Source organism: Hymenobacter miniatus (assembly GCF_016427455.1).
Classification (GTDB): domain Bacteria; phylum Bacteroidota; class Bacteroidia; order Cytophagales; family Hymenobacteraceae; genus Hymenobacter; species Hymenobacter armeniacus.
Window position 1 is genome coordinate 332,403 of the sequence record NZ_JAELXR010000002.1, and the last position, 24,716, is coordinate 357,118.

Consider the following 24,716-nt stretch of genomic DNA (forward strand, 5'->3'; position numbering starts at 1 on the left):
CCGGGTGTTTCCTTTAATACGTCTTGCTGGCGTCGGCCGGCACCACCACCACGTAGTCGGCTACGTTCACCTGCTCCTTCTCCAGCGCCTGCAGTTGCTCCTGCGTCACCACGCTCAGGGTGCGCACGCGCAACTTGGGCGCGTATTGGCGCAGGTAGGCCACAATGCCGTCGTGGTGGTCGGAGTGGTAACTACCGTTGAAGTGCAGCAAGGTTTGGCCGGACTGGCGGCTGGCGGCGATGAAATGGGCCATGGTGGCATCCTTCAAGGCCTGGGCCTGGATGATGTTCTGGGCCCCGCCGCCGTGGGCGCTGCCCGCGCCGCCAAACATGGCCGCCATGTTTTTGTAGCCGGGCAGGTCGTAATCCACCTTCAGCGGCAGTGGCGCCAGCAGGGCGCGGTCGGTAGCGGGCAGGTTATCGAGGGCCGTGAGGCTGCGCTGGGCCACTACCCGGGCAAAGGGCCGCGGGGCATTGGTGCCGATAACAGGAATCTTCTTGCCGCGGGCAAACTGCAGCAGCGGGCGGTAGTCGGTGCCGTAGTTGGGCCACGGGCGGGCCAGGCGCTCGAAGGTCGTATCGGCCAGCATGCCGACGGCGTATTGCGCCACCAGCGGCTGCACGTCGCGCTCAAACATCTCCATACCCAGCACCAGTTGGCCAGGCTTCTTTAGCTTCAGCAGGTCTTTGGCCACCTGCAGTTCCAGCCAGTGGGCCAGGGCATCGTTGTGCTGCTCGCCGAAGAGCACCACGTCGGCCTGGGCCAAATCGCCCAGCATCTGGTCGTAGTCGGCTGCCTGGCCGGTGGCGGTGAAAAGGCGGTAAGCCGGCCGGTCGCCGATGAAGCTGGCGAGGCCAATGAGAAGCAACAGGAAGCTAGTGAGGCGAAGGAATCGCATGGAATGGGAGAGTGTGATTATAAAAGAACGTCATGCTGGGCTTGTCGAAGCATCTCTACCGCGGAGAGTAATCAATTACTGCTGCGGTAGAGATGCTTCGACAAGCCCAGCATGACGTTCAAAGTTCGTCAGGCAAGCCTGATTGTTTACCCTTTATAGAACATCCACTTGCCCAGCTCTTTATACGTCACCTTCTTACCGTACATCAGCACGCCCACGCGGTAGATGCGGGCCGCCACCCACACCGTGCCAATAAAGCCTAGGATGAGCAGGAAAATGGACAAGGCCAGCTGCCACATCGGCACGCCAAACGGCAGGCGAATGACCATGGCAATGGGCGAGGTAAACGGTATCATCGACATCCAAAAAGCCACCGGTCCGTCGGGGTTGCGCAAAATGACCGACACGCCCACGATGTAGCTCAGGATGAGCGGCATGGTAATCGGAAACATGAACTGCTGGGTATCGGTCTGGTCGTCGACGGCCGCGCCCACCGCCCCAAACAACGCGCCATACAGCAGGTAGCCGCCCAGGAAGTAGATGATGAAGCCGAACAGGATGGTGCCGATGGGCAGGTTGCCGAGGGTGGCGAAAATGTTCATCCGTTTGCCGGGGTCCATGTTTTTGGTGGAGTTGTCCACGCCCTTGTCGAACCGCTCGCCGGCGCTTTGCGGCTCGTCGGCAGTCGTTGCGGCCGCTCCTGGCCCATCGGGAGCAGGGCTGGCCGCCACTTCCGTTTTGGGCTTGTCTGTCTTCGTCACCATCGGCAGCAGCACCGAGCTAACCCCGAACGACAACAGGCCCCACATCAGGAACTGCGTGAGGCCCACGGCGGCAATGCCCACAATCTTACCCATCATCAGGTCAAACGGCTTCACCGACGACAGCATCACTTCCATGATGCGGCTCGACTTCTCCTCCCCCACGCCGCGCATAATCTGCACGCCGTAGATGAAGATGAACAGGTAAATGGCCAGCGCCAGCGCATACGCCGTGCCCGACGTGGCCAGGGCGTTGCTGTCGGCTTCCTTGCCGGTTTCGTCGAGGCTGATGGCCTGCAGGTCCACCTTCGAGCGCAGGCGGTCGAGCTGTTCTTGCGAGAGGCCCGACTTCTGCATTTTCAATTCCGAAAACGCCTTGTTGAGGGCATTTTCCACGGCCAGTTGCTTTTTCAGGCTGATGTTGCCTTTGCCGAAAAACTGCACGCCCTGGGGCTTCTCCACGTCGAGGCCAGCGGGCAAGTACACTAGGCCGTCGTGCTTGGCTTTCTGGAAGCCCTTTTTAGCGTCGGCCAGCGTGCCGGTGGCGGTTTCGAAGCGCAGCTGCGGCGTGCTCACCAAGTGGCTGGCCACGTTCAGGCCGGAGTCGTCGCGCACTTCCACCACGTCGGTGGAGTCGTTGTCGGAGCTGGCAATTTTGGCGATGAACACGCCGAAGCCCGCCAGCAGCAGCGGCACGGCCAGCGTGAGGATGATAAAGGCCCGTTTGCGTACCCGGGTAAGGTATTCGCGTTGGGCAACGAGTAAAAATTTAGAAGCCATGATGAAGGTGTTTCGCGGTGAGGATTAAACGGTTTCTTCGACCAGCGTTTCGGGCATGGTTTCGCGCACGCGCCGGATGAAAATCTCGTTGATGCTCGGGATTTTTTCGCGGAAGGCTTCCACCTCCACCGCCCCGATGAGGTAGCGCAGCAGGTCGTTGGGCCGCACGCCGGCGTGCAGCTGCACCCGGGCGTAGAAATGGCCGTTTTCGCGCTCCTTCTGCTCCACCACTTCGAAGTCAGGGTGCACCACGATGAGCTTGCCCTTGCCTTCTACCTCGTAAGTGTTGGTTTTGAACTGGTCGCGAATCACGCCTACGGGCCCGTCCAGCACCTTGCGCGAGCGGTTTATCAGGGCAATGTTGTCGCACATTTCCTCCACCGATTCCATGCGGTGCGTGGAAAAAATGATGGTGGCGCCCTGCTTGCGCAGCTCCAGAATCTCGTCCTTAATCAGGTTGGCGTTGATGGGGTCGAAGCCCGAGAAGGGCTCGTCCAGAATAATCAGGCTAGGCTCGTGCAGCACCGTGGCAATGAACTGCACCTTCTGCTGCATGCCCTTGCTGAGGTCTTCCACGTTTTTGCTGGCCCATTCTTTTATCTCAAACCGATTGAGCCAGTGCTTGATGCGCGCCGTGGCGTCGGAGCGGCTCAGGCCGCGCAGCTGGGCCAGGTAGAGCAGCTGCTCGCCCACTTTCATCTTTTTGTAGAGGCCGCGCTCCTCGGGCAGGTAGCCGATTTGGGCGATGTGGCTCGGGTTCAGCCGCTCGCCCCGGAACCGGATTTCGCCTTCGTCGGCGCCCGTAATCTGGGTGATGATGCGGATGAGCGAGGTTTTGCCCGCGCCGTTGGGCCCGAGCAGGCCGAAGATGCTGCCCTCCGGGATGGCGAGGCTCACCCCGCTGAGGGCGACGTGGTTGGCGTAGGCCTTGCGCACGTCGATGGCTTCCAGAATTGGTTTCACAGAAAAAAAGAGTTGGTTGGCGGGTTAAATGTAGAAGAATGTCGCTGAGCAAATGTATCAAGCCCGGTCCTCACGCCCCAGCCAATGGTCCTCAAACGGCTGCCAAACGCCCCCGAACGGAGAATAAGCCGGATGAGCCGGAGCCGGCAACTTTAGCGCGACACCACCGGCTCGGCCAGCTCGCGCAGGTTGGCTTCGAGGCGGTCGAGGTGCTGGCCGTAGAGGCGCTGCAGGTAGCGTTTCGTCACGCTGGCCACCGGCAGGTAGAGCAGCGCGGGCAGCACCAGCACCAGCAAGGCCACCAGCAGCGCTAGGCCCGGCCACGTGGTGAGCCAGTTGTTGCTTTTGGTGGTCGAGACCACCATCAGCACATTCAGCAGCCCGCCCACCGGCAGCATGGCCAGCGTGAAGCGGTAGTAAAAGCGGATGAGGGCCCGCAGGCCGCTGTCGAGGCGCAGCAGGTGGGCGCGCAGGTCGCCGGCGGGGTCGTCGAGGCGGCGCAGCAGGTGCAGCTTGCGATACAGATACCCGATGCAAACAGCCCCAATGGCGGCCAGCACCCAGCCAAACACCCGCAGCCAGAACTGCGGCCCCAGCCAGGCCAGCACCAGCGCCCCCACCAGCACCCCGAAGTTGATGTAGAGCTCCAACCGGGCGCTGCGCCGCAGCTTGTCAAGTATGCCATCGGACTGGCGGGCCAGCAACCGGGTGAGCGCGGCGGCATCGAGCGGGGCGGGCGCATCGGCCGCGGGCTGCTGCCACTGGCGGCGGAGTTCATCGAGTTCCATCATCGGGCGGCGGGGACTAAGAGGGCGCGGAGTTTTTCCTGCACGCGGTGCATTTTTACGCGCACGTTGTTTTGGGTAATGCCCAGAATGTCGGCCATTTCCTCATAGGGCCGGTCTTCGAGGTATAAGAGAATGAACGCCTTGTCGACTTCCGACAGCCGGCCGATGGCCTGGTAGAGCAGGGCGCGGTCGTCGGCATCGAAGCCCGTTTCCGGGGCCTGGGCCACGGCCAAGGCCTCGGCGTCTAGCTCCGTGGGGGCCGGGCGACGGGTGCGCTGGCGCAGGTTCGAGATGGCCACGTTCAGCGCAATGCGGTAGAGCCAGGTGCTGAGCTTGGCGTTGGGCTGGGGCACATAGCGCGGCCACGCCCGCCACAGCTGCAGCACCATCTCTTGGAAGAGGTCCTGCCGGTCGTCGGCGTCCTGACAGTAGAGGCGGGCCACGCGCCGCAGCAGCGGCTGGTACTCGTGCAGCGCGGCAACAAAATCAGCGGACGGGGTGGCGGAGGCCATGCGGTGGGGGAGAGTTTCGGGAAGTGAATCGCATGGCTGCAAAAGTCATTACAACTGCCGCGAAAATTTCCGCAAGACCCGCTATTAATTCGTCATGCTGAAGGACAAACAAAAAGCCCCGTCCGACCACAGGTCAGACGGGGCTTTTCAATTATTAGCCTTCGGGCTTACTGAAAATACTCCTTCACCTTCTCGAAGAAGCCCTTTTCGTTCTTGCCAGGGTGCGGCGTGAAGTTGTCGGAGTCGCGCAGCTTCTCCAGCAACTCGCGCTCCTGGTTGCTCACGTTTTTGGGCGTCCACACGTTGAGGTGGATGAGTTGGTCGCCGCGGCCGTAGCCGTTGATGTCCTTGATGCCCTTGCCGCGCAGGCGCAGGATTTTGCCGGGCTGGGTACCGGGGTCCACCTTGATTTTCACCTTGCCTTCGATGGTCGGCACTTCCAGATTGGCGCCCAAGGCGGCATCCACGAACGAGATGTACTGCTCGAACATGATGTTGTTGCCGTCGCGCTTCAGGAACTCGTGCGGCTCCTCCTCAATCTGAATGAGCAAGTCGCCGGGCACGCCGCCGCGCTCGGGGAAATTTCCTTTGCCGTTCATGCTCAGTTGCATGTCGTTGGCCACGCCGGCGGGGATGTTGATGGGAATCACTTCCTCGTGCAGCTGGCGGCCTTCGCCTTTGCACACGTCGCAGGTGGCCACAATGGTTTTGCCCTCGCCGTTGCAGGTGGGGCAGGTGCTGCTGCTCACCATCTGGCCCAGCATGGTGTTCACCACGCGCTTGGTCTGGCCCTGGCCCTGGCAGGTGGGGCAGGTTTTGAGGTCGGTGCCGTTTTTGGCGCCAGTGCCGCTGCAGGGCTGGCAGGCCACGTAGCGCTTCACCTTGATTTTCTTCTCGACGCCGTTGGCGATTTCCTCCAGGTCCAGCTTCAGCTTGATGCGCAGGTTCGAGCCCTTGCGCTGGCGCCGGCCGCCGCCTTGGCGCCCGCCCCCGAAGAAACCCTCGAAACCGCCGCCGCCGAAAATGTCGCCGAACTGCGAGAAGATGTCTTCCATGTTGGGGCCGCCGCCGTTGCCGCCCACGCCTTGGTGGCCGTACCGGTCGTAGCGCGCCCGCTTGTTGGCGTCGCTGAGCACCTCGTAGGCCTCGGCGGCTTCCTTGAACTTGTCTTCGGCCGTCGGGTCGTCGGGGTTTTTGTCGGGGTGGTACTTAATGGCCATTTTGCGGTAGGCCGACTTGATTACGTCGCCCTCCGCGTTTTTGGCGATGCCCAATATCTCGTAATAATCGCGCTTGGTAGCCATCGTTTTCTAAAATTTATTCTTAGGCAGAATGCACAAAGGTACTACTGCCCAAGCACCACTTTGGCGTGGCGAATTACTTTGTCACCTAAATAGTAGCCTTGCTCCACCACGTCCACGATTTTGCCTTTCAGGTCGTCGCTGGGCGCAGGAATCTGGGTGATGGCCTCGTGCAGCTCGGCATCGAAGTCGCCGCCCTTGGCTTCCATGGCGGTCAAACCCTTTTGCTGCAGCGTTTTGTTCAGTTTATTCTGAATAATGTCGATGCTTTCGCGCACAGCGTTGGCGTCTTCGGTGGCGGCGGTGGCGTTGCGGGCGCGCTCGAAGTCGTCGAGCACGGGCAGCAGGGCCGTCATCAGCTCCTGATTGGCGGTTTTGAACAGTTCAATCCGCTCCTTGGTGGTGCGACGCTTGTAGTTCTCAAACTCAGCGGCCAAGCGCAGGTACTTGTCCTTGAGGTCGGCCAACTCGGCGTCGGTGCGGGTGCCTTCGGCGGCGGGGGCGCCGGTGGCTGTCATGTTGGGGTCGGTGGTGCCGCCGTCAACATCGGTCATTTCGCCAGCAACGTGGTTGGGGTCGGCGGTCAGGTTGTCGTCCTGGGGCAGGGTGGTTTCGTCAGCCATTTTGGGAAAGATTCGTCGGAAAGGGTTTTTCACGGGCTTAGCCGGTTAGTCAAGCTGCGGGCGCAAGGAACTTGCCAAAGGGGCGCAGGCTGCCATAGTGGCACGAGGCTTACGCCCGAAGGTGGGCTTGTCGGCGGCCCCTCACCAGCCGTTCGTATTCCCGCTTGCGGCAAAAAAAGGCCCAGATGCCAATGGGAAAGGTGAGCAACGCAGCCGTCGCGTAAGAGGTAAAGTCGCTAAAATCAAAGAATTGTGATGTCGTTTTGTTCGCATAACTTCCAAACACAAACACCAAAAAGGGCGGCAAGCACGCGTACCCCCACCACTTTATCCCGTAAGCCACGTTGTTGCGCTGCGGCATCGCAACCCTTCGCGCCGTAGCACTGAGCAACCAAAAAGGTGAAGTAGCCAGCAAGGCTTTCACCACGAATAGCATAAATATCAGAAAGTAAGGAAGGCACGCTATCAACACGAATAAGCCGATTCCTCCTGTCGTTACTATAAAGGCTACGACAGCAAAGAAAAGTACCCCAAAGAGATTCCCGATTTTCATCTCACTACTCGTGCAGCGCCTTCCAAATCATGTCCTTCAGCGGCATGATGTTCTTATTAGTTAGGCTAGAAATGAAGACGGACGGCACCTCCACTGGCAGCGTCTGCCGAATCTCAGCTTCCAGCTCCTCGTCTATCATGTCGGACTTGGTGATGGCCAGCAGGCGCTTCTTGTCCAGCAGTTCGGGGTTGAACTGCTCCAGCTCGTTCACCAGCACCTGGTATTCGGCGGCGATGTCGGGGCTGTCGCAGCTTATCATGAAGAGCAGCATGGAGTTGCGCTCGATGTGGCGCAGGAAGCGCGTGCCCAGGCCCTTGCCCTCGGCCGCGCCCTCGATGATGCCGGGAATGTCGGCCATCACGAAGGATTTGTAGTCGCGGTAGGCCACCACGCCCAGGTTGGGCACCAGGGTGGTGAAGGCGTAGTCGGCAATTTTGGGCTTGGCCGCGCTCACCACCGAGAGCAGCGTGCTCTTGCCCGCGTTCGGGAAGCCCACGAGGCCCACGTCGGCCAGCAGCTTCAGCTCCAGGATGACGACGGCTTCCACGGCGGGCTCGCCGGGCTGGGCGTACTCGGGCGCTTGGTTGATGGAGTTCTTGAAATGGTCATTGCCCCAGCCGCCGCGCCCGCCCGGCACCAGAATGGCCCGCTGGCCGTGCTCCGTGATTTCGAGCATCGTTTCCTGGGTTTCGGCATTGCGGGCCACCGTGCCGAGGGGCACTTGCAGCACCACGTCGTCGCCTTGGGCGCCGGTGCGCAGGTTTTCGCCCCCGCCCTCGCCGTCTTTGGCGAAGACGTGCTTTTGGTACTGCAAGTGCAGCAGCGTCCAGAGCTGGGAGTTGCCTTCGAGGATGATGTGGCCGCCGCGGCCGCCGTCGCCGCCGTCGGGGCCGCCGTTGGGCAGGCCCTTGGCCCGGAAGTAGTGGCGCGAGCCCGCGCCGCCTTTGCCCGAGCGGCAGATGAGTTTGACGTAGTCGATGAAGTTATTGGAAGCCACGGAAATTGGGAATGGATTGTAAACGAACTGTCATCCTGAGCGCAGCGAAGGACCTTACCAGGTTTGAAATAAGGGCTGAACAAGCGTTCTGGCCGGTTTTTCTAACGTGATAAGGTCCTTCGCTGCGCTCAGGATGACAGTCGGGTTAAAAGCTGACGGTCGTGTTAAAAACGTAAAGTTACGCCTTCACCTCGCTTGTGGCCTGAGCCGGGCTTTCGGGCACGGCGGGCTTGTGCTGGTCGATGATGGCGCAAATCTGGCCGAAGATGCTGTCGATGGCACCGATGCCGTTGAGGGAGTGAAATTTTTTCTGAGCAGCGTAGTAGCCGGCCACCTGGGCGGTTTCGGTGTTGTACACCGTCACGCGGCGGCGGATTTTGCTTTCGTCCTGGTCGTCGGGGCGGCCGCTGGTTTTGCCGCGCTCCAGCAGGCGGGTCACCAGCTCTTCCTCGGCCACTTCCAGCGCAATCATGCAGTTGATGCCGCTGTCGTGTTGCTGCATCAGCTGGTCGAGGCGCTCGGCTTGGGGCACGGTGCGCGGAAACCCGTCGAAGATGAAGCCGCCGGCCGTGGCCTTGTGGGCTTGCAGCGCCGAGTCAATCATGCCGATGACCACCTCATCGGGCACCAGCAGCCCTTCATCCATCAGCTTTTTGGCCTGCAGGCCAAGCTCCGTGCCCTGGGCAATCTGGGCGCGCAGCAAATCGCCGGTGCTCAGGTGCACAAGGTTGTACTTGGTGATGAGTTTCTGGCTTTGGGTTCCTTTGCCGGCACCGGGAGGGCCAAACAGCACAATATTCAGCATGTGGGTAATGAAGCGTTTTCGCTAAGGGAAGGGTGAGGTGGTTTGGGCAAGTTAATCAATCGGCGCCAAAAGCGTGGGCTACACGGCCACGTACACATCGGGCAGGTTGCGGCCCAGCCCGTCGTAATCCAGCCCGTAGCCCACCACAAAATCGTTGGGAATCTCGCGCGCCACGTAGCGTACGGTGAGTTCGTGCCGCAGGCTGGCCGGCTTGAAAAAAAGCGCCGCGATTTCGACCGACGCCGGGCCTTTGGCCAGCAGCGTGGGCAGCAGGTGGTGCATGGTGGTGCCCGTGTCCACGATGTCTTCCACGATAATCAGGTCGCGGCCCTGCACTTCCTCGCGCAGGCCCAGAATTTCCTGCACCAGGCCGCTGCTCTCGGTGCCCTCGTAGGAGGCCACCCGAATGAAGACGATTTCGCACTCGCCGGTGTACTTCTTCAACAAGTCGGAGGCAAACATGAACCCGCCCGTGAGCACCACCACAAACAGGGGCTGCCGGCCGGCGTACTCGGCGCTGAGGCGGGCCGCCAGCTCCGTCACGGCTTCATCCAATTGGGCCGCCGACAAGTAGGGGCGAAAAGCTTTGTTGTGGATGGTAATCTGGGAATGGCCCATGCGGCGCATGAAGGACTGATGAGGCAACAAAGCTACTATCGGAACCACGGATTCGCGCCGACTTATCGGATTCTGCGGATTGTGTGGCCGTTACCGCACTCCCTGATTGGGGTTCAGAATAGAGCAAGTGCATAAAAAAGGCTGCTCACAGGAGCAGCCTTTTTTACAGCACCTACGCAATCCGTGGAATCCGAAAAATCCGCCCAAATCCGTGGTGCAGGCATTATTTCACCTCGCCCATGGCGGTGAAAATGACGCGAAAAGCAGCCGGGGCCAGCACCTCGGCGTAGCGCACGTGCGGGCGGGCGGCTACTTCGGTGTGGTTTTCCAGTTGCACTGGGGCCATGCCGCGCTCGCCGCCTTTCTCGGCGATGTGGGGCGCAATCACCAAGGACACGATGCTCATCAGTTTGATGAGGATGTTCATGCTAGGGCCGGAGGTGTCCTTGAAGGGGTCGCCCACGGTATCGCCGGTTACGGAGGCTTTGTGGGCGTCGGAGCCTTTATACTCCATCTTGCCGTTCACCATCACGCCTTTTTCGAAAGACTTCTTGGCGTTGTCCCAGGCGCCGCCGGCGTTGCTCTGGAACATGGCCATCAGCACGCCGCTCACCGTGACGCCGGCCAGCAGGCCGCCCAGCACGTGCGGGCCGAACAGGAAACCCACAATGATGGGCGAGAGCAAGGCAATGGCGCCCGGCAAAATCATTTCGCGAATGGCGGCGGTGGTCGAGATGGCCACGCACTTCTCGTACTCCGGCCGGCCCGTGCCTTCCATGATGCCCGGAATCTCGCGGAACTGCCGGCGCACTTCCTGCACCATGGCCATGGCCGCGCGGCCCACGGCCGCAATGGCCAGCGCCGAGAAGATGAACGGAATCATGGCCCCCACGAAGAGGCCGGCCAACACTTCGGCATTTGAAATGTCGATGGTGTCGATGTGGGCCGTGCCCATGAAGGCGGCAAACAGGGCCAGCGAGGTGAGGGCGGCCGAGGCAATGGCGAAGCCTTTGCCGGTGGCGGCGGTGGTGTTGCCCACGGCGTCGAGAATGTCGGTGCGCTCGCGCACTTCCTTGGGCAGTTCGCTCATTTCGGCAATGCCGCCGGCGTTGTCGGCGATGGGGCCGAAGGCGTCGATGGCCAGTTGCATAGCCGTGGTGGCCATCATGCCGGCGGCGGCAATGGCCACGCCGTAGAGGCCGGCGGCTTTAAAGCTGAGCACAATGCCCGCGGCCAGCACCAAAATGGGCAGTACCGTCGACTCCATGCCCACGGCCAACCCCCCGATGACGGTGGTGGCGTGGCCGGTGCTGCTTTGCTGCACAATGCTGTTCACCGGGCGCTTGCCCATGGCCGTGTAGTATTCGGTGATGATGCTCATCAGCGTGCCCACAATCAGGCCCACCACCACGGCATAGAATACGTGCATGGCATCGAAGCTGATGCCGCGAATGGTGAAGGTGCCCGCCGGCAAAATCCACATGATGAGGAAATAGGAAGCCACGGCCGAGACAATCACCGAAACGTAGTTGCCCAGGTTGAGGGCGGCCTGCACGTTGCCACCTTCTTTCACCCGCACGCAGAGAATGCCGATGAGCGAGGCGATGATGCCCATGCCGGCAATGGCCATGGGCAGGAAAATGGGCGAGAGGCCGCCGAACTGGTCGCCGGTTACGGTCACTTCGCGGCCCAGCACCATGGTGGCCAGAATAGTGGCCACGTAGGAGCCGAACAAGTCGGCGCCCATACCGGCCACGTCGCCCACGTTGTCGCCCACGTTATCGGCGATGGTGGCGGGGTTGCGGGGGTCGTCCTCAGGGATGCCGGCTTCTACCTTGCCCACGAGGTCGGCGCCTACGTCGGCAGCCTTGGTGTAGATGCCGCCGCCCACGCGGGCAAACAGGGCAATGCTTTCGGCCCCAAGCGAGAAGCCGGTGAGGACTTCGAGGGCTTTTTCCATTTCCTGCCCGTTGGCCAGGCCGCTGGGTACGAACATTTTATAAAACACAATAAACAGCGAGCCCAGGCCCAGCACGGCCAGGCCGGCCACGCCCATGCCCATCACCGAGCCGCCCGAAAACGACACGTTCAATGCGCCGCTGAGGCTGGTTTTGGCTGCCTGTGCGGTGCGCACGTTGGCCTTGGTGGCAATCTTCATCCCGATGAAGCCAGCCAAGGCCGAAAACACCGCACCAATGATGAAGGCAATGACAATGACCGGGCTCGAATTGCCGCTGGTGCTGCCCAGGTAAAACAAAAAGGCCCCGGCAATCAAGCCAAACAGGGCCAGCACTTTGTATTCAGCTTTGAGGAAGGCAATGGCCCCATCGGCGATGTAGCCAGCAATGGTGGTCATGCGTGCGTCGCCCGCGTCTTGTCGGGACACCCAGCCCGCGCGGAGCCAAGTGTAGAGCAGCGCGAAAATGCCCAGGGCGGGCACAGCGTAAAGGAATGGGGTCATAAAAGAGGGAAAGAACTGAAAAAGAGAAAGTATGGGGAATTCGGTCCGCAAAATAGCGGAAATTGGCAGGAAACCTAGCCGTACGGCCACCGCGTCTCGCATTTACAGCCCGATATACACCCGTAAAGTGCATGTGCATCAGCCAATCCAAACGCTAAAGCATTGTCAATCATAAAGCACTCTATTCGGCCTGTACCAGAAAAGAACGAACGCCTCATCCTAAATAATAGCCCCAACAACTGCGATTTTTACGATGAAGCTTACTTCTAGAGCACTTTCTTAGTGGCACTGTTAGCAGGACTCCCACGGCAAAGCTGTTCGGCGTAATCCACGTCAGTTGGCACACCAATGCAATAATATTGCAAATATTTAATGTATATATGTCTTACAAACGCAGGCCCCTCCTTTCAACATTCTTGTGTTAAATTTGCCCCGAGTACCTACCCACTTAGTGAAGTAAAAATCCTCGTGAATGCTTTTTAATTCTATCCAATTTCTGATTTTTTTCGTTGTTGTTACAACAACTTATTTTTTGATTCCCCACCGGTTTCGGTGGTTCCTGTTGTTGGCAGCCAGCTGCGTTTTCTATGCAGCGTTCATTCCTATTTACCTTCTAATTCTATTTGGCACAATTGTCATCGATTACATCGCGGGCATTCAAATAGAAAAGGCTGAAGGGGCGCGGCGCAAGTCATTCTTAATACTAAGCCTGGTAGCCAACATAGGTGTATTAGCCGTATTTAAGTATTACAACTTCTTTATAGACAACATTAATTTCTTGCTACAGCAGTCGCATGTCGCGGCTGATGGCTTGGATTATTTGCGTATTGCTCTTCCCATTGGCTTGTCGTTTCACACGTTTCAGGCCATGAGCTACACCATTGAGGTGTACCGGGGCAACGTGCCCGCCGAGCGCAACTTCGGCATCTATGCGTTGTATGTGATGTTTTATCCGCAATTGGTGGCGGGCCCGATTGAGCGGCCGCAAGCGGTTATTCACCAATTCTACGAAGAGAAGCATTTCGACTTTGAGCGAGTCATCGTCGGGCTGGAACGAATCCTGTGGGGTTTATTCAAAAAAGTCGTAGTCAGCGACTTGCTGGGCATTTACGTCAATTCCATTTATAATCATCACGAATCCAATACCGGCCTGACGCTGTTAGTGGCTACTTATGGATTTGCATTTCAGATTTACTGCGATTTTTCCGGCTATTCCGACATCGCCTTGGGCACGGCTCAGGTGATGGGCTTCAAGCTGATGGAGAATTTCAATTTGCCATACTTCTCCAAAAGCGTGACGGAATTCTGGCGCCGCTGGCACATTTCACTTTCTTCGTGGCTACGCGACTACCTGTATATTTCGTTGGGCGGCAATCGCAAAGGGACGGTCAAAACCTATCGCAACTTGATGCTCACCATGCTACTGGGTGGCTTGTGGCACGGGGCCTCGTGGAACTTTGTGATATGGGGTTTTCTCAACGGGGCCTACCTCAGCCTGGAGAAAATGTTCGGAGTTGACGTGAAAAGTGGCAGTAAATACAGCTTGCCCTATAAGCTATTGCGCATTTTTATCACTTTTCACCTCATTTGCTTCACCTGGGTGTTTTTCCGGGCTACATCCTTCTCGCAAGCCTTCTACATCATCACTCATATCTTTAACCCCACCAATTTTTGGAACCTGCGCATTCAGGACACGGGTATATTCGCGTCTATGTCGTTGGGCGTGGTGCTTTTGCTGCTCTTCGAATACCTGTACTTGCGTAAGCGGCACATTGCCGAAATCACCCCCGCTTATTCCTGGAAATGGCCAATGGCTTTTTCCATGGTGCTCATCTTTCTCATAGTGGGATTTGGCGTGAGCGGCGGTGACCAGTTTATCTATTTCCAGTTTTGATAGGGCCTTACGAGTATATCTAGCTAATGCGGCGATTCTTTTTGTTTATGGGCCTCTTGGCTCTGTTGGTCATCGGAGCCGATTTTGCGCTTACCAAGCTTTTTGACGGCCTCTATACCCGGGTTCGGACTGGCCAGACGGGAGGCGAGATAAACCAGTACCTGGCGATGCCCAAGGTACCGGCCATGTTAATTATGGGAAATTCCCGGGCTCGCTACCAAGTTGACCCGGATAGTTTTGCGGTGCCAAGCTACAGCTTGTGCCATGCCGGCATGGGACAAGTGTTTCAAACAGGGCTGTTGGACGTATTGCAGCTTCAAAAAAAGCTCCCCCCGGTCATCATGCTGCACGTCGATTTTGAGGAGTACATGGGTGAGGACAACACAGAAGACATTGGCAACCTGCGTTATTATTACAACAAAATACCGTCTATTACAAAAGAAATAGACGGTATTTCAAGATACGAGAAGGTCAAATACCTCTTTCAATTTTACAGATATAACGGCCGTATTATCAACACCCTAAAGAATTACGTGCAGTCCAGGAACTACACTTATACGGGAAATGGGTACCAGAAACTAGCCCCGTTGGTTTATGACACCGCCACATTCAGGCAGCCAGCCCTGAGCCCCCCGAACGCGAGGGTGCATCGGGCAAGCCTGCGGCACCTGGAAGCATTCATTGCCACGTGTAAGCAAAACCGCGTCAAGCTGATGTGTTTCACCTCCCCGTACTTGTCTCCGCATGGCTACGCCAAAGCCGCTGGCTTTACCATTGATTCGTTGATGAGGGTAGAGCATGTGCCCTACTTTAATGCGGCAGCTCATCCACTGCCTGTGCTTCTTAACCACGCCAATTACTGGCAGGACGGCGACCACCTAAACGAATTGGGTGCCGGCTACCTGAGCCAACAATTAGCGCAATGGAGCACGCCTTTGCTCACTAATGCTGCTACCGATTCCTTGGTTTATTCACAACACTAGCCAGTCGTACCCCAATAAATGGTTCGGTTGCCGAACGACTGCACCGCCCAATCTTTCTTACAATTGCTCCATAAGCACTTGATAGAGCGCCAACATGCTGGCAATGTCGCGCTTGTCAACTACCTCGTCAGGCGAGTGCACGTAGTTCTCGGGGGCACCAACAAAACACCAGTCCCAAGGCGCAGCGGCGTGTTGTAGTTCTTTTGCATCGGACCCTCCGCTTCCTTCCACTTCAAGTTGGTGCGGGATTCCCGAGGCAGCAGCAATGGCCCGAATACGGTCGACGTAGGCCCGGCGCGGAATGAGCGAGTCGCGCAAGGAGATGGCGCAGCCCTGCCCGGCGTGCACGCCTTCGGTCACCCAGGTAATATCCGAAATCAGCGCTTGGCGTACGCCGTACGTTTCATAAATGAACTTGGCCAAGTAGGCCACCGCCCCCCCGCCGTGCTCTTCCCAGCAGGAAAAAGCCACGATGCCATGCTCCAACGTTTCGCACAGCCGCAGTGCATTCCACACACCGAGGCGATTGTCGAGGTAACAGCTCTGAACGGTTGTATCGGTTTCGCGGAAGTCGCAGTAGAACGTGAGCTCCGTGCCGCGGTCGATGTCGCGGTGGAACGCATAGCCCAGTTCCCCGGTTTCGTCATCTATTGTTAGTGTGCAATCTATCTGTCCTTGCGAATCCTCTCCTACCAAGCGGTAGCCGGCCTCGGCCTGCGGCCCCCCGATGCGCACCAGTTGCCGGCCGTAGCGCACCGTGAACCCAATGCTGTCCAGATGGGCAAACACGGCCGTGCGCGGCTGCCCAAATACCAGCACAATGCAGTCTTGAAACCGGTCGTCGGCGATGATTTGGGGCTGGTGCCGCCAGCTGCCCTGCTGCTCGCGCACGTAGTCGAGCACGAAGCGCGTAAGGGATTTTTCGTTGCCAGAAGGGGCTTGGATGCGGCAAAGGGAGTGCAACAATTGCATAAGGACAGGGAAAGTCGCCCAAAGCTAGGTCAAAGTCCGTACTTTAGCATGCCCGTTTCCCCTGGCCCGCTTTTGGATGGGCTGCGGCTCAGGTCCGCCTTCTACTCGCTTTATATGCTGCGCTCGCTGTTTTGTATCTGCCTGGGGCTGCTCTTTGCGCCGCTGCTGGCCAGTGCTCAGAAGCCCGATACAATTCGCACCCCTCCGCCCATTAAAACGGTGGCCCTCGACACGGTAGGCGTGTTGCCTTCGGCCATCGATACCAAAGGCTGGCTGCTCCTTGATAAAGACATCCAACTGGAGCTCGACGGCGCGGTTCATAACATCTACAATTTCAAGTACGACCGAGCCGAAAAGCAGTTTCGCTCCTTGCGGCGGCGCTACCCTAACCACCCCATGCCGTACTTTCTGCTGGGGCTGAGCACGTGGTGGAAAATCATGCCCACCAACTTCCAGACCAATCAGTACGATAAGACCTTCTTCGCCTACATGGACACGGCCGTGACCAAGGCCCAGAAGCTCTACGACGCCGACAACAACAACTACGAAGCCAGTTTCTTTCTCTCGGCCGCTTACGGGTTCGATGCCCGCCTGCACGCCGAACGGCACGACTGGCGCAAAGCCACGGTGGGTGCCCGCCGCTCGCTCAACTTCTTAAAAAAGAGTCAGGAGGCCAACGGCTTGAGCCCCGAGTTTCAGTTTGGTCAAGCGCTGTTCAATTACTACGCCGTTTGGATTCCAGACAACTACCCCCTGCTCAAACCGGTGCTGCTGTTCTTCCCGAAAGGCGACAAGAAACTGGGCATGCAACAGCTGCGTAGCGTGGCCAACAACGGGTTTTACACCGCCACCGAAGCGCGCGTGTTCCTCATGCGCATCCTTAAAAACGAGGAAAATAACGCCGAAGAGGCCATGCCCGTGGCGCGCTACCTGGCCACCACGTTCCCGGATAACGGCTACTTCCAACGTTTCTACGCCCTGCTGGCCTACGACCAAGGGGAATTTGCCGACTGCGAGCGGGTCAGCAGGGAAATCCTAGACAAAATCAACAAAGGCATGCCGGGCTACGAAGGCATTAGCGGGCGCTACGCCAGCTACTTCCTCGGCTATTTGATGCAGAACCGTTACCGGGACTTGGCCAAAGCAAAGGATTATTACCAGCGGTGTATCGTGTTTGCCGAAAGCACAGGCGACACTTCCGGCGGGTTTTACTTGTTCGCCAACATGAACCTTGCCCGAATAGCGGTACGAGACAAGGACACTGCTGCAGCCAAGCGGTACTACGCTGTCATTGCCGACAAGGCTGACCGCAAATCTGAGCAGTACAAGGAGGCCAAAGCGTGGCTAAAAAAGAACGGAAAAGTCTGATATGCTTAGTTTAAAAGACTTATTTATCACCCCGATATACTTAGGCATCTTGTATCTGATTGCCTATGCGGTGCGTGATAAATTTTCCAATCATTATACGCGCCCTTATTTCATTCGGGCCCTCACCCTCAAATTTGTTGGGGCCATTGCTCTGGGTCTGATTTACGAATATTATTACGGTGCTGGCGATACCACAGGCTATTTCAATCACGGCACGTACATCCAAAATGCCTTTGCCGATTCCTTCCAGGCGGGCATGAAGCTAATGCTCACCAGCGGTGGCACTTACGACCCCCAAACGGTTAAATACACCAAGGCGATGTATTGGTACCAGCCGGGGTCTTCGGAGTATCTTATTGCGCGCATCACAGCAGTTTTGGGCATGCTGTGCTTCAATACCTACACGGTCATTGCTTTATTCTTTGCGCTGATAAGTTTCAGCGGGGTGTGGGCCATGTACCTCACCTTTATAAAAATCAGGCCCCAGGTCTACAAAGAGTTAGCCATTGCTACGCTTTTTGTGCCTTCTGTTTTTTTCTGGGGTTCGGGGCTAATGAAAGACTCGTTGTGCCTAGGGGCACTCGGTTGGGTGTTTTATGCTTTTTACAAAGGCGCTATTCAGAAGAAGAGCATTCTTTTTTGCACAATAGTGGGGTTCTTCTTCGCTTACTTTCTGGTACTGGTGAAGGTGTACATCTTGCTGTGCTTCCTGCCTGCCGCGTTGCTCTGGGTATTTAACGAGAATAGCTCGCGCATCAAAAGCCCGCTTTTGCGGATGGTTGCCAAGCCCGTATTTATAAGCATTGGGGCCGGTATGGCATTTTTTGCGGCTACTAACCTGACAAAGGGAGACGAAAAATACGATGTAGATAAGATTGGCGAACGCAGCAAAATCGTTTCGGAGTACCTCTACGAAACCAGTGTGAAGCAAAATGGCTCGGCCTATACGCTGGGGGAGCAGGACGGCACGCTACTGGGCATGGTCAAGCTTGTACCCCAGGCCATTGTGGTATCGCTGTACCGGCCATTTCTGTGGGAAGTGCGCAACCCGGTTATGCTGCTGTCGGCTATTGAAGCGCTGGTGTTTTTGGTTTTCACGCTTCGCATCATCATCCGCTCAGGATTTTTCAAAACGATGTCGCTCATTCTCAGCACGCCGTCTCTAACGTTGTGTTTTCTGTTCGCGCTGGCATTTTCGGGCACCGTGGGAGTAGTTTCTAACAACTTTGGCACGCTGGTGCGCTACAAAATCCCTATGATTCCGTTTTACGTGGCGGGCCTGTATATCACGCAAAGCATGAGCGTGCCTCGCCGCAAGTCGGCCGCGTTGGCACAGGCCTCGTCTTCTAGGGGGCGACTGATACCTGGCTAGCGCACCCCGGTGCGGCGCCGGTTGGCCCAGTACTGGCTTAGCGTGGGGTGCGACCACAGCCGCGAAGCGCCCTCGGGTGCGGGCCGCAGCTGGATGGTGCCGCGCAAGGCGGCCCGCACGGCCTCTTTCAATAAGGGCATGCCGGCGATGAGTTGGTGCAGCGGATAGGTGGCAAAATTGTCTTCGGGGCCGGGCTGGATGAGCGCCTGCGCGATGATGCCGCCGGTATCGATGCCGGCATCGACTAGGTGCACCGACACGCCGCAGTGGGCCGCGTCGTTGTTGGCCAGGGCCCAGTAACCGCCGTGCACGCCACGGTACAGCGGCGTGATGCCGGCGTGGGTATTCAAAAAAGGGCAGGGCACGCTGGTAAGCACACGTTTGGCAATGATGCGCGTGCCGTTTACCACCACCACGTCGGGGTTCAGGGCTTGAAGCTGAGCAATGCAGGCCGGGTCGTTCACCGACGGCACCCGAATGGTGCGGTCATCGGGCAAGGGCTGGTCGTTGAGCTGGTTAGCTTTCTTCAGCGCCGTCAGGCGCGGCTGCGAGGCGCGCCCTAGCGGCCCGGCCACGGCCAGCTTAAAAGCAATCTGCCCCAGCACGGTGGCCCAGCCCAGCTTTTCGGCCCGGCGCTTGAGCAGTTGCTTTTGGCTCACGGGCGTTTCGACGATGATGCGATGGACCCCAAACTCTGCATCCAGCGCGTGAAACAGGATGTTGGTAGACTCGCCGGGCCCGGCGAGCATCACGATTTTCTTACCGGCAAATTCTGGGGCAACGCTCATGCAGCGGGAGAATTAGAATACGTGGAAAGACGGTCGGCCACTTCGCCCATGCTCAGGCTCTCGAAGCTGTAGCGGGCCTGCAGGCGACGGAAGTGCTGAGCAATGCGGCGCAGTACGGCCATGTTTTCGGCCAGGTTCACGCCAAAATTATGCGGGTGCCACCACAGGTGGAACACTTCGCCGTGCTTAGCGGCGTGCTCCATGCCCGCCAGAATGCGGCGCAGCCGCAGGCCTTCCAGCGCTTTGAGCCGGCCCGACCACGGCCGCAAAAAGCGGCTGGCGGGCACGTTGTACGGGAAGTTGCGCGCCATGTCGGCCCAGCGCGCCGTGTGCTGGCCCGAGAGGTTAACGTAGGCATCGAGCAGCCGCGCGCCGCGTTTGTACAGCGCCTGCTGCTCCTCGCTGCGCTCCTTGTATATCCACGACTGCTCGTTGCCGCGGTAGCTGGTGATGCCCGCCGCGCGGCAGGTTTCGAGGTACTGGGCGTTGTACTGGTTGCGCGGAAACACTAGGCTGCGCAAGGCCATGCCCTGCTCCGCTCCTACCCGCACGGCGGTTTCGATGTCGTGCCGAAAACTCTCCACCGTTTGGCCGCGCTCCAGGCAGTAATAGTGGCAGAAGGTGTGCGAGGCCATTTCTTGCCCCGGCGTAGCTCGAATCTGGTTAATGAGCGAACGGCCGAAATGGTATGGGTCGTGGGCTTCATCTTCCCCCACTTGGTCGAGCACGAGGTAAGGCGACAGGTTGGGGTCGGCGTATTCGGGGCGCACAGCGGGCAAGTGGGCCAGCATCTCGGCCTTGGTTTCGAAGAACAGCAGGCCCACCGTGGCCCAGGTCACGTGCAGGCCGAACTCGGCAAACAGCGCCAGCATGGCCGGGATGGCCTGGCGCACGCCCAGCAGGTTGGCGCCGTACTGGGCCAGGGTCTGTTGGTCGCGCACGCCCCAGTTGATTTCAAAATCGAGCGAAATGACCAGGGCACCGGGCATGGCCGCGGCGGAAGGTGAAGTAGACATGCTTTTACTGAAAGAGAAATAGAAGCTTCCCGGCCAGGTACGCGGGCCGGGAAGCCCCGGCGCTACACCACAGCCGACTCGATGGGTTTGCCCACGGGCAGCAACTGCGTGTAGGCCTCGCGGGCGCGGTTGATGCTGCGGTGCCGCACCGCCAGCCCGCGGATGCGCGTCCGATAATCGGGTTCGCGCAGCAGTGCGTCGAGCCGCGTCAGGGCCGCGGGCACGCTGCCGGGCTGGCTCAGGTCGAACACGGCCCCGCCGCCTTCGGCTTCCATGATGGCGGAGTCGTCGCCCACGCCGGTGGTCACCAGCACGGGCAGGCCGCTGGCCCAGTATTCGCCAATCTTAATGGCCGAACAGAACAGCCGGCAAGGCGCGGGCCGAATGGGCGCAAACGCAAAATCGGCGGCCGACAGGTAGTCCGGCACCTCGTTGTGCGGCGCTTTGGTCACAAACACGCGGTCGGGGCCCAGCCCCACGGCGGCCAGCTTGCGGCGCACGTCGGCTTCGGCATTGGGTGTGAGGATGATGAGCCGGAAGCCGGGGCCGAAATGGTCGGCAGCGGAGCGAAACAGGTCGAAGGCCTCCTGGTCGTAATAGATGTCGCCGAACTTGCCCACGTAAATGCCCACCAGCGTTTCGGGCGCCGTGTAGCCCAGCCGTTGGCGCACTCGCTGGCCGGCATCTGCATTGGGGGCGAAAGCCGCGGCGTTGACCGAGCACGGTACCGTGACGATGCGCTCGGCCCGCACGCCTTCTTTGATGAGCTGTTGCCGGTAATTTTCGGCTACGGGCATCAGGCCCAGCGCTAGCTGCTTCTGGCGCTTTTCCCAGTGCCGCTGGAACAGGTAACGAGGGTCGTAGGCGCGCCACACGCCCGATTCGAGCATGTAGTCGGCGTGCGGCTCGAAGGACTCCACGTAGAAGGGCATCTTCGTCTTCTGCCACACCAGATAGGCCAGCGCGCCGGCCGGGGCGCCACGCGCCAGAATAAAGTCGGGCTTAAACTCCTCCACCTGCCGCACCAGCTCGCCCGGGAAGCGGGTGAAATCTTCAATTTTGTTGAGGATGACGTTGCGGCTGGGCCGGGAGCGCAAGGGCTCAAACGTGATTTTAGTGGGGGTGAAACCGGGGTCAAACGTCAGTTCGGCCTGAGCATCGGCGCCGCGCTCCACCGTCACGAGCCGAATGGCCGACACGTCGGGCCGCTCCTGCAGCAGGCGCAGGTGCGGGAAAACGGTGGACGACGTGAGGCCGTCGTTCAAGCCCCAATAACTCAAAAACAGAATACGCATACGGATAAGCAGTAATGGGAAGCGCGGCGCCAGAAGAGGACTTAGGCCCGCAGCTTTTTCAGCCAACCCACCGCCCCCTGCCCCACCAGGCAGCGCACCAACAAAACGATGGCCTGCTTGGCGGGCAGAAACGGCGCGGCGCGGCGGGCGAAGGCAAACGCCTCGGCGCGGTGCTCGTCGGCGTAGGAATGGATGGCGCAAAGGTAGTAGACCCGGCCCGTGAGCACGCGGCGCTGGGCCGGCGTGAGGGGCACGCGCACCAGCATCCAGGCCAGGGCCAACTGCAGGCGGCGCACCAGGGCCGTGTTGTCGGAGCGCATGGAGCGTTGGTCGTGGTCGTTCATGGTCAGCGTCACGGCGTCGACGAGGTACACGGCGTCGTCCTGCGTGTTTTCGAGCATGAACATCCAGTCTTCCACGGCCGCGTAGCGGCGGTCCTCTTCAAACAGCCGCAGCTTAGGATTCTGGCGGCGCACGCACACGTTGCAGGCCAGCGCGTTGCCGCTCACAAAAGTATCGAGGCCTAACGGTCCTTCGGGCAGGCCGGCGGTGTCGCTGGGTGCCCGCACGCCATCGCGGTCAAAATCGTATTTAGTGGCAATGAAGTTGGGCTGGCCCCGCTCCTGAATCTTGCGGTGTAGGGTGCTCAGGTGGTTGGGGTGCAGCCGGTCGTCGGAGTCCAGAAACAGTACGTATTCTCCTTGGGCCCGGGCCAGGCCGTAGTTGCGGGCGGCCCCGCGCTCGGCGTTGGCTTTGGGGAGGTAGTGCAGGCGCGGGTCGGGACAGGCCTGCACCACGGCGGCGGTGTTGTCGGTGCTGCCGTCGTCGACCACCAGCACTTCAAACGCCGCAAATTCCTGGGCCAGCACCGAATCCAGGGTAGCCCCGATGAGGCCGGCCCGGTTGTAAGTAGGGATGACGATGCTGAAAAACGGGGTGCTCATGGGGCGGAGTTACGGCAGCAGCTTATACCGCGTTTTGAGGTAGTACAGCTCCAATGGGTTGGCGAACACCTGCTTGTCGATGACTTCCATCAGGGCGGGGTGGCGGTCGTACTGGTGCACGATGTTGGCCCGGTGGCCCTGGCCGTCGAGCAGGTAGCCTTGCGCATCGTGCTTGAACGCGTGCTCGTGCCCCACGGTAAGGATGGGCGAGTTGTCGTTGTAGAGCTGGCGCACGGGCTTGAGCGCCCCGGCGTGCAGCAGGGCGTTGTGCACCGCCTGGTCGGCGCAGGCATACGCATCCTTCAGCCCCAGAATGGCCGTGAGCAGGGTGTGCAGGTAGCGCTTTATCTCGGGCAGCGGCCCAAGAGTGGTGCCCGCGCAGCTCACGATGTGGCCGGCCAGTTCGTTGAGCTTTTCCTGGCCGTAGCCGGCCAGCACCCAGCCAGAATTATAGGTGCAGGACCCGATGATTTTCTCGCGGCTTTCCATGGCCACGTACAGCGCCTGCTCGATGGGAAAGTCGAAGGGTTCCTTTTGAAATACCACGTCGCGCACATCGGTCAGCAGCACGTTGCCGAACTCGTTTTCGTGCTTGAGGATGTAGTCGTAGTACAGGAAATGCCGGAAGTTGTAAATGTGAATGGGGTCCGGCAATTGCTTGAAATTGCCGGGGTGCGGGTTGCTGATGTAGGGGAATTGGGGTTTGTAGGGGATGGTTTCCACGCCCATGCTCTGCAGCTTGCTGATGGTGTGCGCCCCGGTGTTGGGCCCCACAAACAGGCACATCTTACCCTTGAATCCACTTTTATATAGGGACTTAAAGAAGCGCGACAGGTGGAAAAAATTATAATTGTCGCTGATGCTTAAAATCAGGTTCGGCTTCATACGGAATCAGACGGATGGAAATAAACTGGAAAGCACTTCCTGCAAGGCAGCATACTCCACCACCAAGTCGGAGTCGTTGGCTTGCCAATCATCGCCGGTGCTAGCGGCCTGGCAGGGCACGCAGTAGTAGTGCAATTGCAAAGAGTTGGCCAGGTAATAATAACAGGGGTTAAATACCGCCTCGTGGGTGCTGTTGTTCATCAGCTCCACCACGGCAGCGTCGGGCCGCAGAAAGAGCATATTGGTGAGGTTGGCGCCGTGCACGCCCACCAGCACGGTGGTTTCGGTCATCAGGCGCACCTGCTCGGCAAAGCTGAGCTCCTCAAAATACACCGTCTCGAACCCGTATTGCCGCAGCAGGGGCTCGATGGCGGTTTCGTTGAGAAGCCGGCGCAAGCGCTGCCGGCTCCGCGACACATATACCCGCCGTTCGCCAGCAAAGCCCTTGAGGTGCAACGCCTCTATCACCCGGTCGCGCGCGGCCAGGCTCAGGGCCCCGTCCTGGAAGCCCGACGGCGCCGGGTAATCGGGCATGGCCAGCTCGGGCACGTTGGCCACGGTTTCGGGCGGCAAGGGCAGCAGGCGCTCAAACCCAAACATGGCCGCGGTCTGGCGCACGTAGGCCGGAACGGGCTCGAACAGCACCAGCGGGCAGCCGGGGTGGGTGCCTTGCAGCAGCAGCAGGCGCGGCAAGGTGTCCACCATCCAGTGGTAATAGTTGCCCGTGGCCCAGGGCCCGTGCACCAAGCCTACCACCTCCGGGGTAGCTACGTCCTGATGACGGCCCATCCACTGCCGCAGCAGAAACGTGCCGTTGAATTCGGGCGGCAGGCGGGGCGTGGCCCACACGCTGGGCAAAAACAGCCGGAGCTGCTGAAAAACCACCCCGTGCCACGACACCACCGCATTGCGCAGCCGATGCACGCGCCGCTCGGCTAGGGCAATGCCGTGCCCGAACAAGGCCCGAAAGCTGGCGGGCAATTGGTCGGCGTTGCGCGGCAGCGGCACCGGCTGGGCTGGCACCGCGGGCAGGAGCACGGGGCCGTCGGCCACCGTCCAGGGGCCACGCAGCCCACCCAGCACCTGAATGCCGCGGTCCGACACCTGTTTCACCAGCCGGTAGATACGTGCCTTCATTT

Annotated in this window: 23 protein-coding genes; 4 read left to right on the forward strand and 19 right to left on the reverse strand. The window is 59.2% G+C overall.

Annotated features, from left to right (window positions below; translation table 11 throughout):
• Window positions 1-13: 13 nt before the first annotated feature.
• The 12 genes from JAO73_RS04515 to JAO73_RS04570 form a co-directional block, all read right to left on the reverse strand.
• The gene (locus JAO73_RS04515) at window positions 14-898 is read right to left on the reverse strand and encodes a ChaN family lipoprotein (RefSeq protein ID WP_198975962.1); all 885 of its coding nucleotides are present in this window, start codon (window positions 896-898) and stop codon (window positions 14-16) included.
• Window positions 899-1,044: 146 nt separating this feature from the next.
• Window positions 1,045-2,439: an ABC transporter permease gene (locus JAO73_RS04520; RefSeq protein WP_198975963.1), complete on the reverse strand. Its 1,395-nt coding sequence runs from the start codon at window positions 2,437-2,439 to the stop codon at window positions 1,045-1,047.
• 24 nt (window positions 2,440-2,463) lie between these two features.
• Complete coding sequence (locus JAO73_RS04525; protein ID WP_198975964.1) at window positions 2,464-3,402, reverse strand: ABC transporter ATP-binding protein; 939 nt, start codon at window positions 3,400-3,402, stop codon at window positions 2,464-2,466.
• A gap of 152 nt (window positions 3,403-3,554) precedes the next feature.
• Window positions 3,555-4,193: a hypothetical protein gene (locus JAO73_RS04530; protein WP_198975965.1), complete on the reverse strand. Its 639-nt coding sequence runs from the start codon at window positions 4,191-4,193 to the stop codon at window positions 3,555-3,557.
• On the reverse strand, window positions 4,190-4,702 hold the full coding sequence (locus tag JAO73_RS04535; RefSeq protein ID WP_198975966.1) for an RNA polymerase sigma factor: 513 nt from the start codon (window positions 4,700-4,702) through the stop codon (window positions 4,190-4,192). The genes JAO73_RS04530 and JAO73_RS04535 overlap by 4 nt, the downstream gene beginning before the upstream one ends.
• Window positions 4,703-4,869: 167 nt before the next feature.
• Window positions 4,870-6,006, reverse strand: a complete 1,137-nt coding sequence (gene dnaJ, locus JAO73_RS04540; RefSeq protein WP_198975967.1) for a molecular chaperone DnaJ — start codon at window positions 6,004-6,006, stop codon at window positions 4,870-4,872.
• Window positions 6,007-6,047: 41 nt separating this feature from the next.
• On the reverse strand, window positions 6,048-6,626 hold the full coding sequence (locus JAO73_RS04545; RefSeq protein WP_198975968.1) for a nucleotide exchange factor GrpE: 579 nt from the start codon (window positions 6,624-6,626) through the stop codon (window positions 6,048-6,050).
• A gap of 242 nt (window positions 6,627-6,868) precedes the next feature.
• The gene (locus tag JAO73_RS04550; protein WP_198975969.1) at window positions 6,869-7,087 is read right to left on the reverse strand and encodes a hypothetical protein; all 219 of its coding nucleotides are present in this window, start codon (window positions 7,085-7,087) and stop codon (window positions 6,869-6,871) included.
• A gap of 96 nt (window positions 7,088-7,183) precedes the next feature.
• Window positions 7,184-8,176, reverse strand: a complete 993-nt coding sequence (gene obgE / locus JAO73_RS04555; protein ID WP_198975970.1) for a GTPase ObgE — start codon at window positions 8,174-8,176, stop codon at window positions 7,184-7,186.
• A gap of 178 nt (window positions 8,177-8,354) precedes the next feature.
• Window positions 8,355-8,981 carry an adenylate kinase gene (locus JAO73_RS04560; protein WP_198975971.1) on the reverse strand — a complete coding sequence of 209 codons (627 nt, stop codon included), beginning with the start codon at window positions 8,979-8,981 and terminating at the stop codon, window positions 8,355-8,357.
• Between the two features lie 78 nt (window positions 8,982-9,059).
• Window positions 9,060-9,599, reverse strand: coding sequence for a phosphoribosyltransferase (locus JAO73_RS04565; RefSeq protein ID WP_190923080.1), 540 nt, complete (start codon window positions 9,597-9,599; stop codon window positions 9,060-9,062).
• A gap of 223 nt (window positions 9,600-9,822) precedes the next feature.
• Window positions 9,823-12,060 carry a sodium-translocating pyrophosphatase gene (locus JAO73_RS04570; protein WP_198975972.1) on the reverse strand — a complete coding sequence of 746 codons (2,238 nt, stop codon included), beginning with the start codon at window positions 12,058-12,060 and terminating at the stop codon, window positions 9,823-9,825.
• 532 nt (window positions 12,061-12,592) lie between these two features.
• Between JAO73_RS04570 and JAO73_RS04575 the strand changes: the two genes are divergently transcribed.
• A complete protein-coding gene (locus JAO73_RS04575) occupies window positions 12,593-13,954 on the forward strand; it encodes an MBOAT family O-acyltransferase (RefSeq protein ID WP_317191198.1) in 1,362 nt (453 codons plus the stop codon).
• A 47-nt stretch (window positions 13,955-14,001) separates the two neighbouring features.
• Window positions 14,002-14,937, forward strand: coding sequence for a hypothetical protein (locus tag JAO73_RS04580; protein ID WP_198975974.1), 936 nt, complete (start codon window positions 14,002-14,004; stop codon window positions 14,935-14,937).
• A 57-nt stretch (window positions 14,938-14,994) separates the two neighbouring features.
• On the opposite strand, the gene JAO73_RS04585 is transcribed toward JAO73_RS04580, so the two are convergent.
• Window positions 14,995-15,909 carry a M20/M25/M40 family metallo-hydrolase gene (locus tag JAO73_RS04585; protein WP_198975975.1) on the reverse strand — a complete coding sequence of 305 codons (915 nt, stop codon included), beginning with the start codon at window positions 15,907-15,909 and terminating at the stop codon, window positions 14,995-14,997.
• A 114-nt stretch (window positions 15,910-16,023) separates the two neighbouring features.
• On the opposite strand from JAO73_RS04585, the gene JAO73_RS04590 reads away from it, so the two are divergent.
• Together JAO73_RS04590 and JAO73_RS04595 are read left to right on the forward strand one after the other, a co-directional pair.
• Window positions 16,024-17,277, forward strand: coding sequence for a tetratricopeptide repeat protein (locus JAO73_RS04590; RefSeq protein WP_198975976.1), 1,254 nt, complete (start codon window positions 16,024-16,026; stop codon window positions 17,275-17,277).
• 49 nt (window positions 17,278-17,326) lie between these two features.
• Window positions 17,327-18,649, forward strand: a complete 1,323-nt coding sequence (locus JAO73_RS04595) for a hypothetical protein (protein WP_198975977.1) — start codon at window positions 17,327-17,329, stop codon at window positions 18,647-18,649.
• Here JAO73_RS04595 and JAO73_RS04600 read toward each other — a convergent pair.
• The 6 genes from JAO73_RS04600 to JAO73_RS04625 form a co-directional block, all read right to left on the reverse strand.
• The gene (locus JAO73_RS04600; RefSeq protein WP_198975978.1) at window positions 18,646-19,437 is read right to left on the reverse strand and encodes a formyl transferase; all 792 of its coding nucleotides are present in this window, start codon (window positions 19,435-19,437) and stop codon (window positions 18,646-18,648) included. The two genes, JAO73_RS04595 and JAO73_RS04600, sit on opposite strands and share 4 nt — an antisense overlap.
• Complete coding sequence (locus JAO73_RS04605) at window positions 19,434-20,453, reverse strand: polysaccharide deacetylase family protein (RefSeq protein ID WP_198975979.1); 1,020 nt, start codon at window positions 20,451-20,453, stop codon at window positions 19,434-19,436. The genes JAO73_RS04600 and JAO73_RS04605 overlap by 4 nt, the downstream gene beginning before the upstream one ends.
• A gap of 62 nt (window positions 20,454-20,515) precedes the next feature.
• Window positions 20,516-21,748, reverse strand: a complete 1,233-nt coding sequence (locus JAO73_RS04610; protein WP_198975980.1) for a glycosyltransferase — start codon at window positions 21,746-21,748, stop codon at window positions 20,516-20,518.
• Window positions 21,749-21,789: 41 nt separating this feature from the next.
• The gene (locus tag JAO73_RS04615) at window positions 21,790-22,692 is read right to left on the reverse strand and encodes a glycosyltransferase family 2 protein (RefSeq protein ID WP_198975981.1); all 903 of its coding nucleotides are present in this window, start codon (window positions 22,690-22,692) and stop codon (window positions 21,790-21,792) included.
• Window positions 22,693-22,701: 9 nt separating this feature from the next.
• A complete protein-coding gene (locus JAO73_RS04620) occupies window positions 22,702-23,577 on the reverse strand; it encodes a hypothetical protein (RefSeq protein ID WP_198975982.1) in 876 nt (291 codons plus the stop codon).
• A gap of 6 nt (window positions 23,578-23,583) precedes the next feature.
• On the reverse strand, window positions 23,584-24,714 hold the full coding sequence (locus JAO73_RS04625; protein ID WP_198975983.1) for a glycosyltransferase family 61 protein: 1,131 nt from the start codon (window positions 24,712-24,714) through the stop codon (window positions 23,584-23,586).
• Between the last annotated feature and the right edge of the window lie 2 nt (window positions 24,715-24,716).

Bases quoted from the DNA above. Each gene is read 5' to 3' on its own strand.
- JAO73_RS04515 (WP_198975962.1), bottom strand. From the start codon at position 898: ATGCGATTCCTTCGCCTCACTAGCTTCCTGTTGCTTCTCATTGGCCTC.
- JAO73_RS04520 (WP_198975963.1), bottom strand. From the start codon at position 2,439: ATGGCTTCTAAATTTTTACTCGTTGCCCAACGCGAATACCTTACCCGG.
- JAO73_RS04530 (WP_198975965.1), bottom strand. From the start codon at position 4,193: ATGATGGAACTCGATGAACTCCGCCGCCAGTGGCAGCAGCCCGCGGCC.
- JAO73_RS04535 (WP_198975966.1), bottom strand. From the start codon at position 4,702: ATGGCCTCCGCCACCCCGTCCGCTGATTTTGTTGCCGCGCTGCACGAG.
- dnaJ (WP_198975967.1), bottom strand. From the start codon at position 6,006: ATGGCTACCAAGCGCGATTATTACGAGATATTGGGCATCGCCAAAAAC.
- JAO73_RS04545 (WP_198975968.1), bottom strand. From the start codon at position 6,626: ATGGCTGACGAAACCACCCTGCCCCAGGACGACAACCTGACCGCCGAC.
- JAO73_RS04560 (WP_198975971.1), bottom strand. From the start codon at position 8,981: ATGCTGAATATTGTGCTGTTTGGCCCTCCCGGTGCCGGCAAAGGAACC.
- JAO73_RS04565 (WP_190923080.1), bottom strand. From the start codon at position 9,599: ATGGGCCATTCCCAGATTACCATCCACAACAAAGCTTTTCGCCCCTAC.
- JAO73_RS04570 (WP_198975972.1), bottom strand. From the start codon at position 12,060: ATGACCCCATTCCTTTACGCTGTGCCCGCCCTGGGCATTTTCGCGCTG.
- JAO73_RS04580 (WP_198975974.1), top strand. From the start codon at position 14,002: ATGGGCCTCTTGGCTCTGTTGGTCATCGGAGCCGATTTTGCGCTTACC.
- JAO73_RS04585 (WP_198975975.1), bottom strand. From the start codon at position 15,909: ATGCAATTGTTGCACTCCCTTTGCCGCATCCAAGCCCCTTCTGGCAAC.
- JAO73_RS04590 (WP_198975976.1), top strand. From the start codon at position 16,024: ATGCTGCGCTCGCTGTTTTGTATCTGCCTGGGGCTGCTCTTTGCGCCG.
- JAO73_RS04600 (WP_198975978.1), bottom strand. From the start codon at position 19,437: ATGAGCGTTGCCCCAGAATTTGCCGGTAAGAAAATCGTGATGCTCGCC.
- JAO73_RS04605 (WP_198975979.1), bottom strand. From the start codon at position 20,453: ATGTCTACTTCACCTTCCGCCGCGGCCATGCCCGGTGCCCTGGTCATT.
- JAO73_RS04610 (WP_198975980.1), bottom strand. From the start codon at position 21,748: ATGCGTATTCTGTTTTTGAGTTATTGGGGCTTGAACGACGGCCTCACG.
- JAO73_RS04615 (WP_198975981.1), bottom strand. From the start codon at position 22,692: ATGAGCACCCCGTTTTTCAGCATCGTCATCCCTACTTACAACCGGGCC.
- JAO73_RS04620 (WP_198975982.1), bottom strand. From the start codon at position 23,577: ATGAAGCCGAACCTGATTTTAAGCATCAGCGACAATTATAATTTTTTC.
- JAO73_RS04625 (WP_198975983.1), bottom strand. From the start codon at position 24,714: ATGAAGGCACGTATCTACCGGCTGGTGAAACAGGTGTCGGACCGCGGC.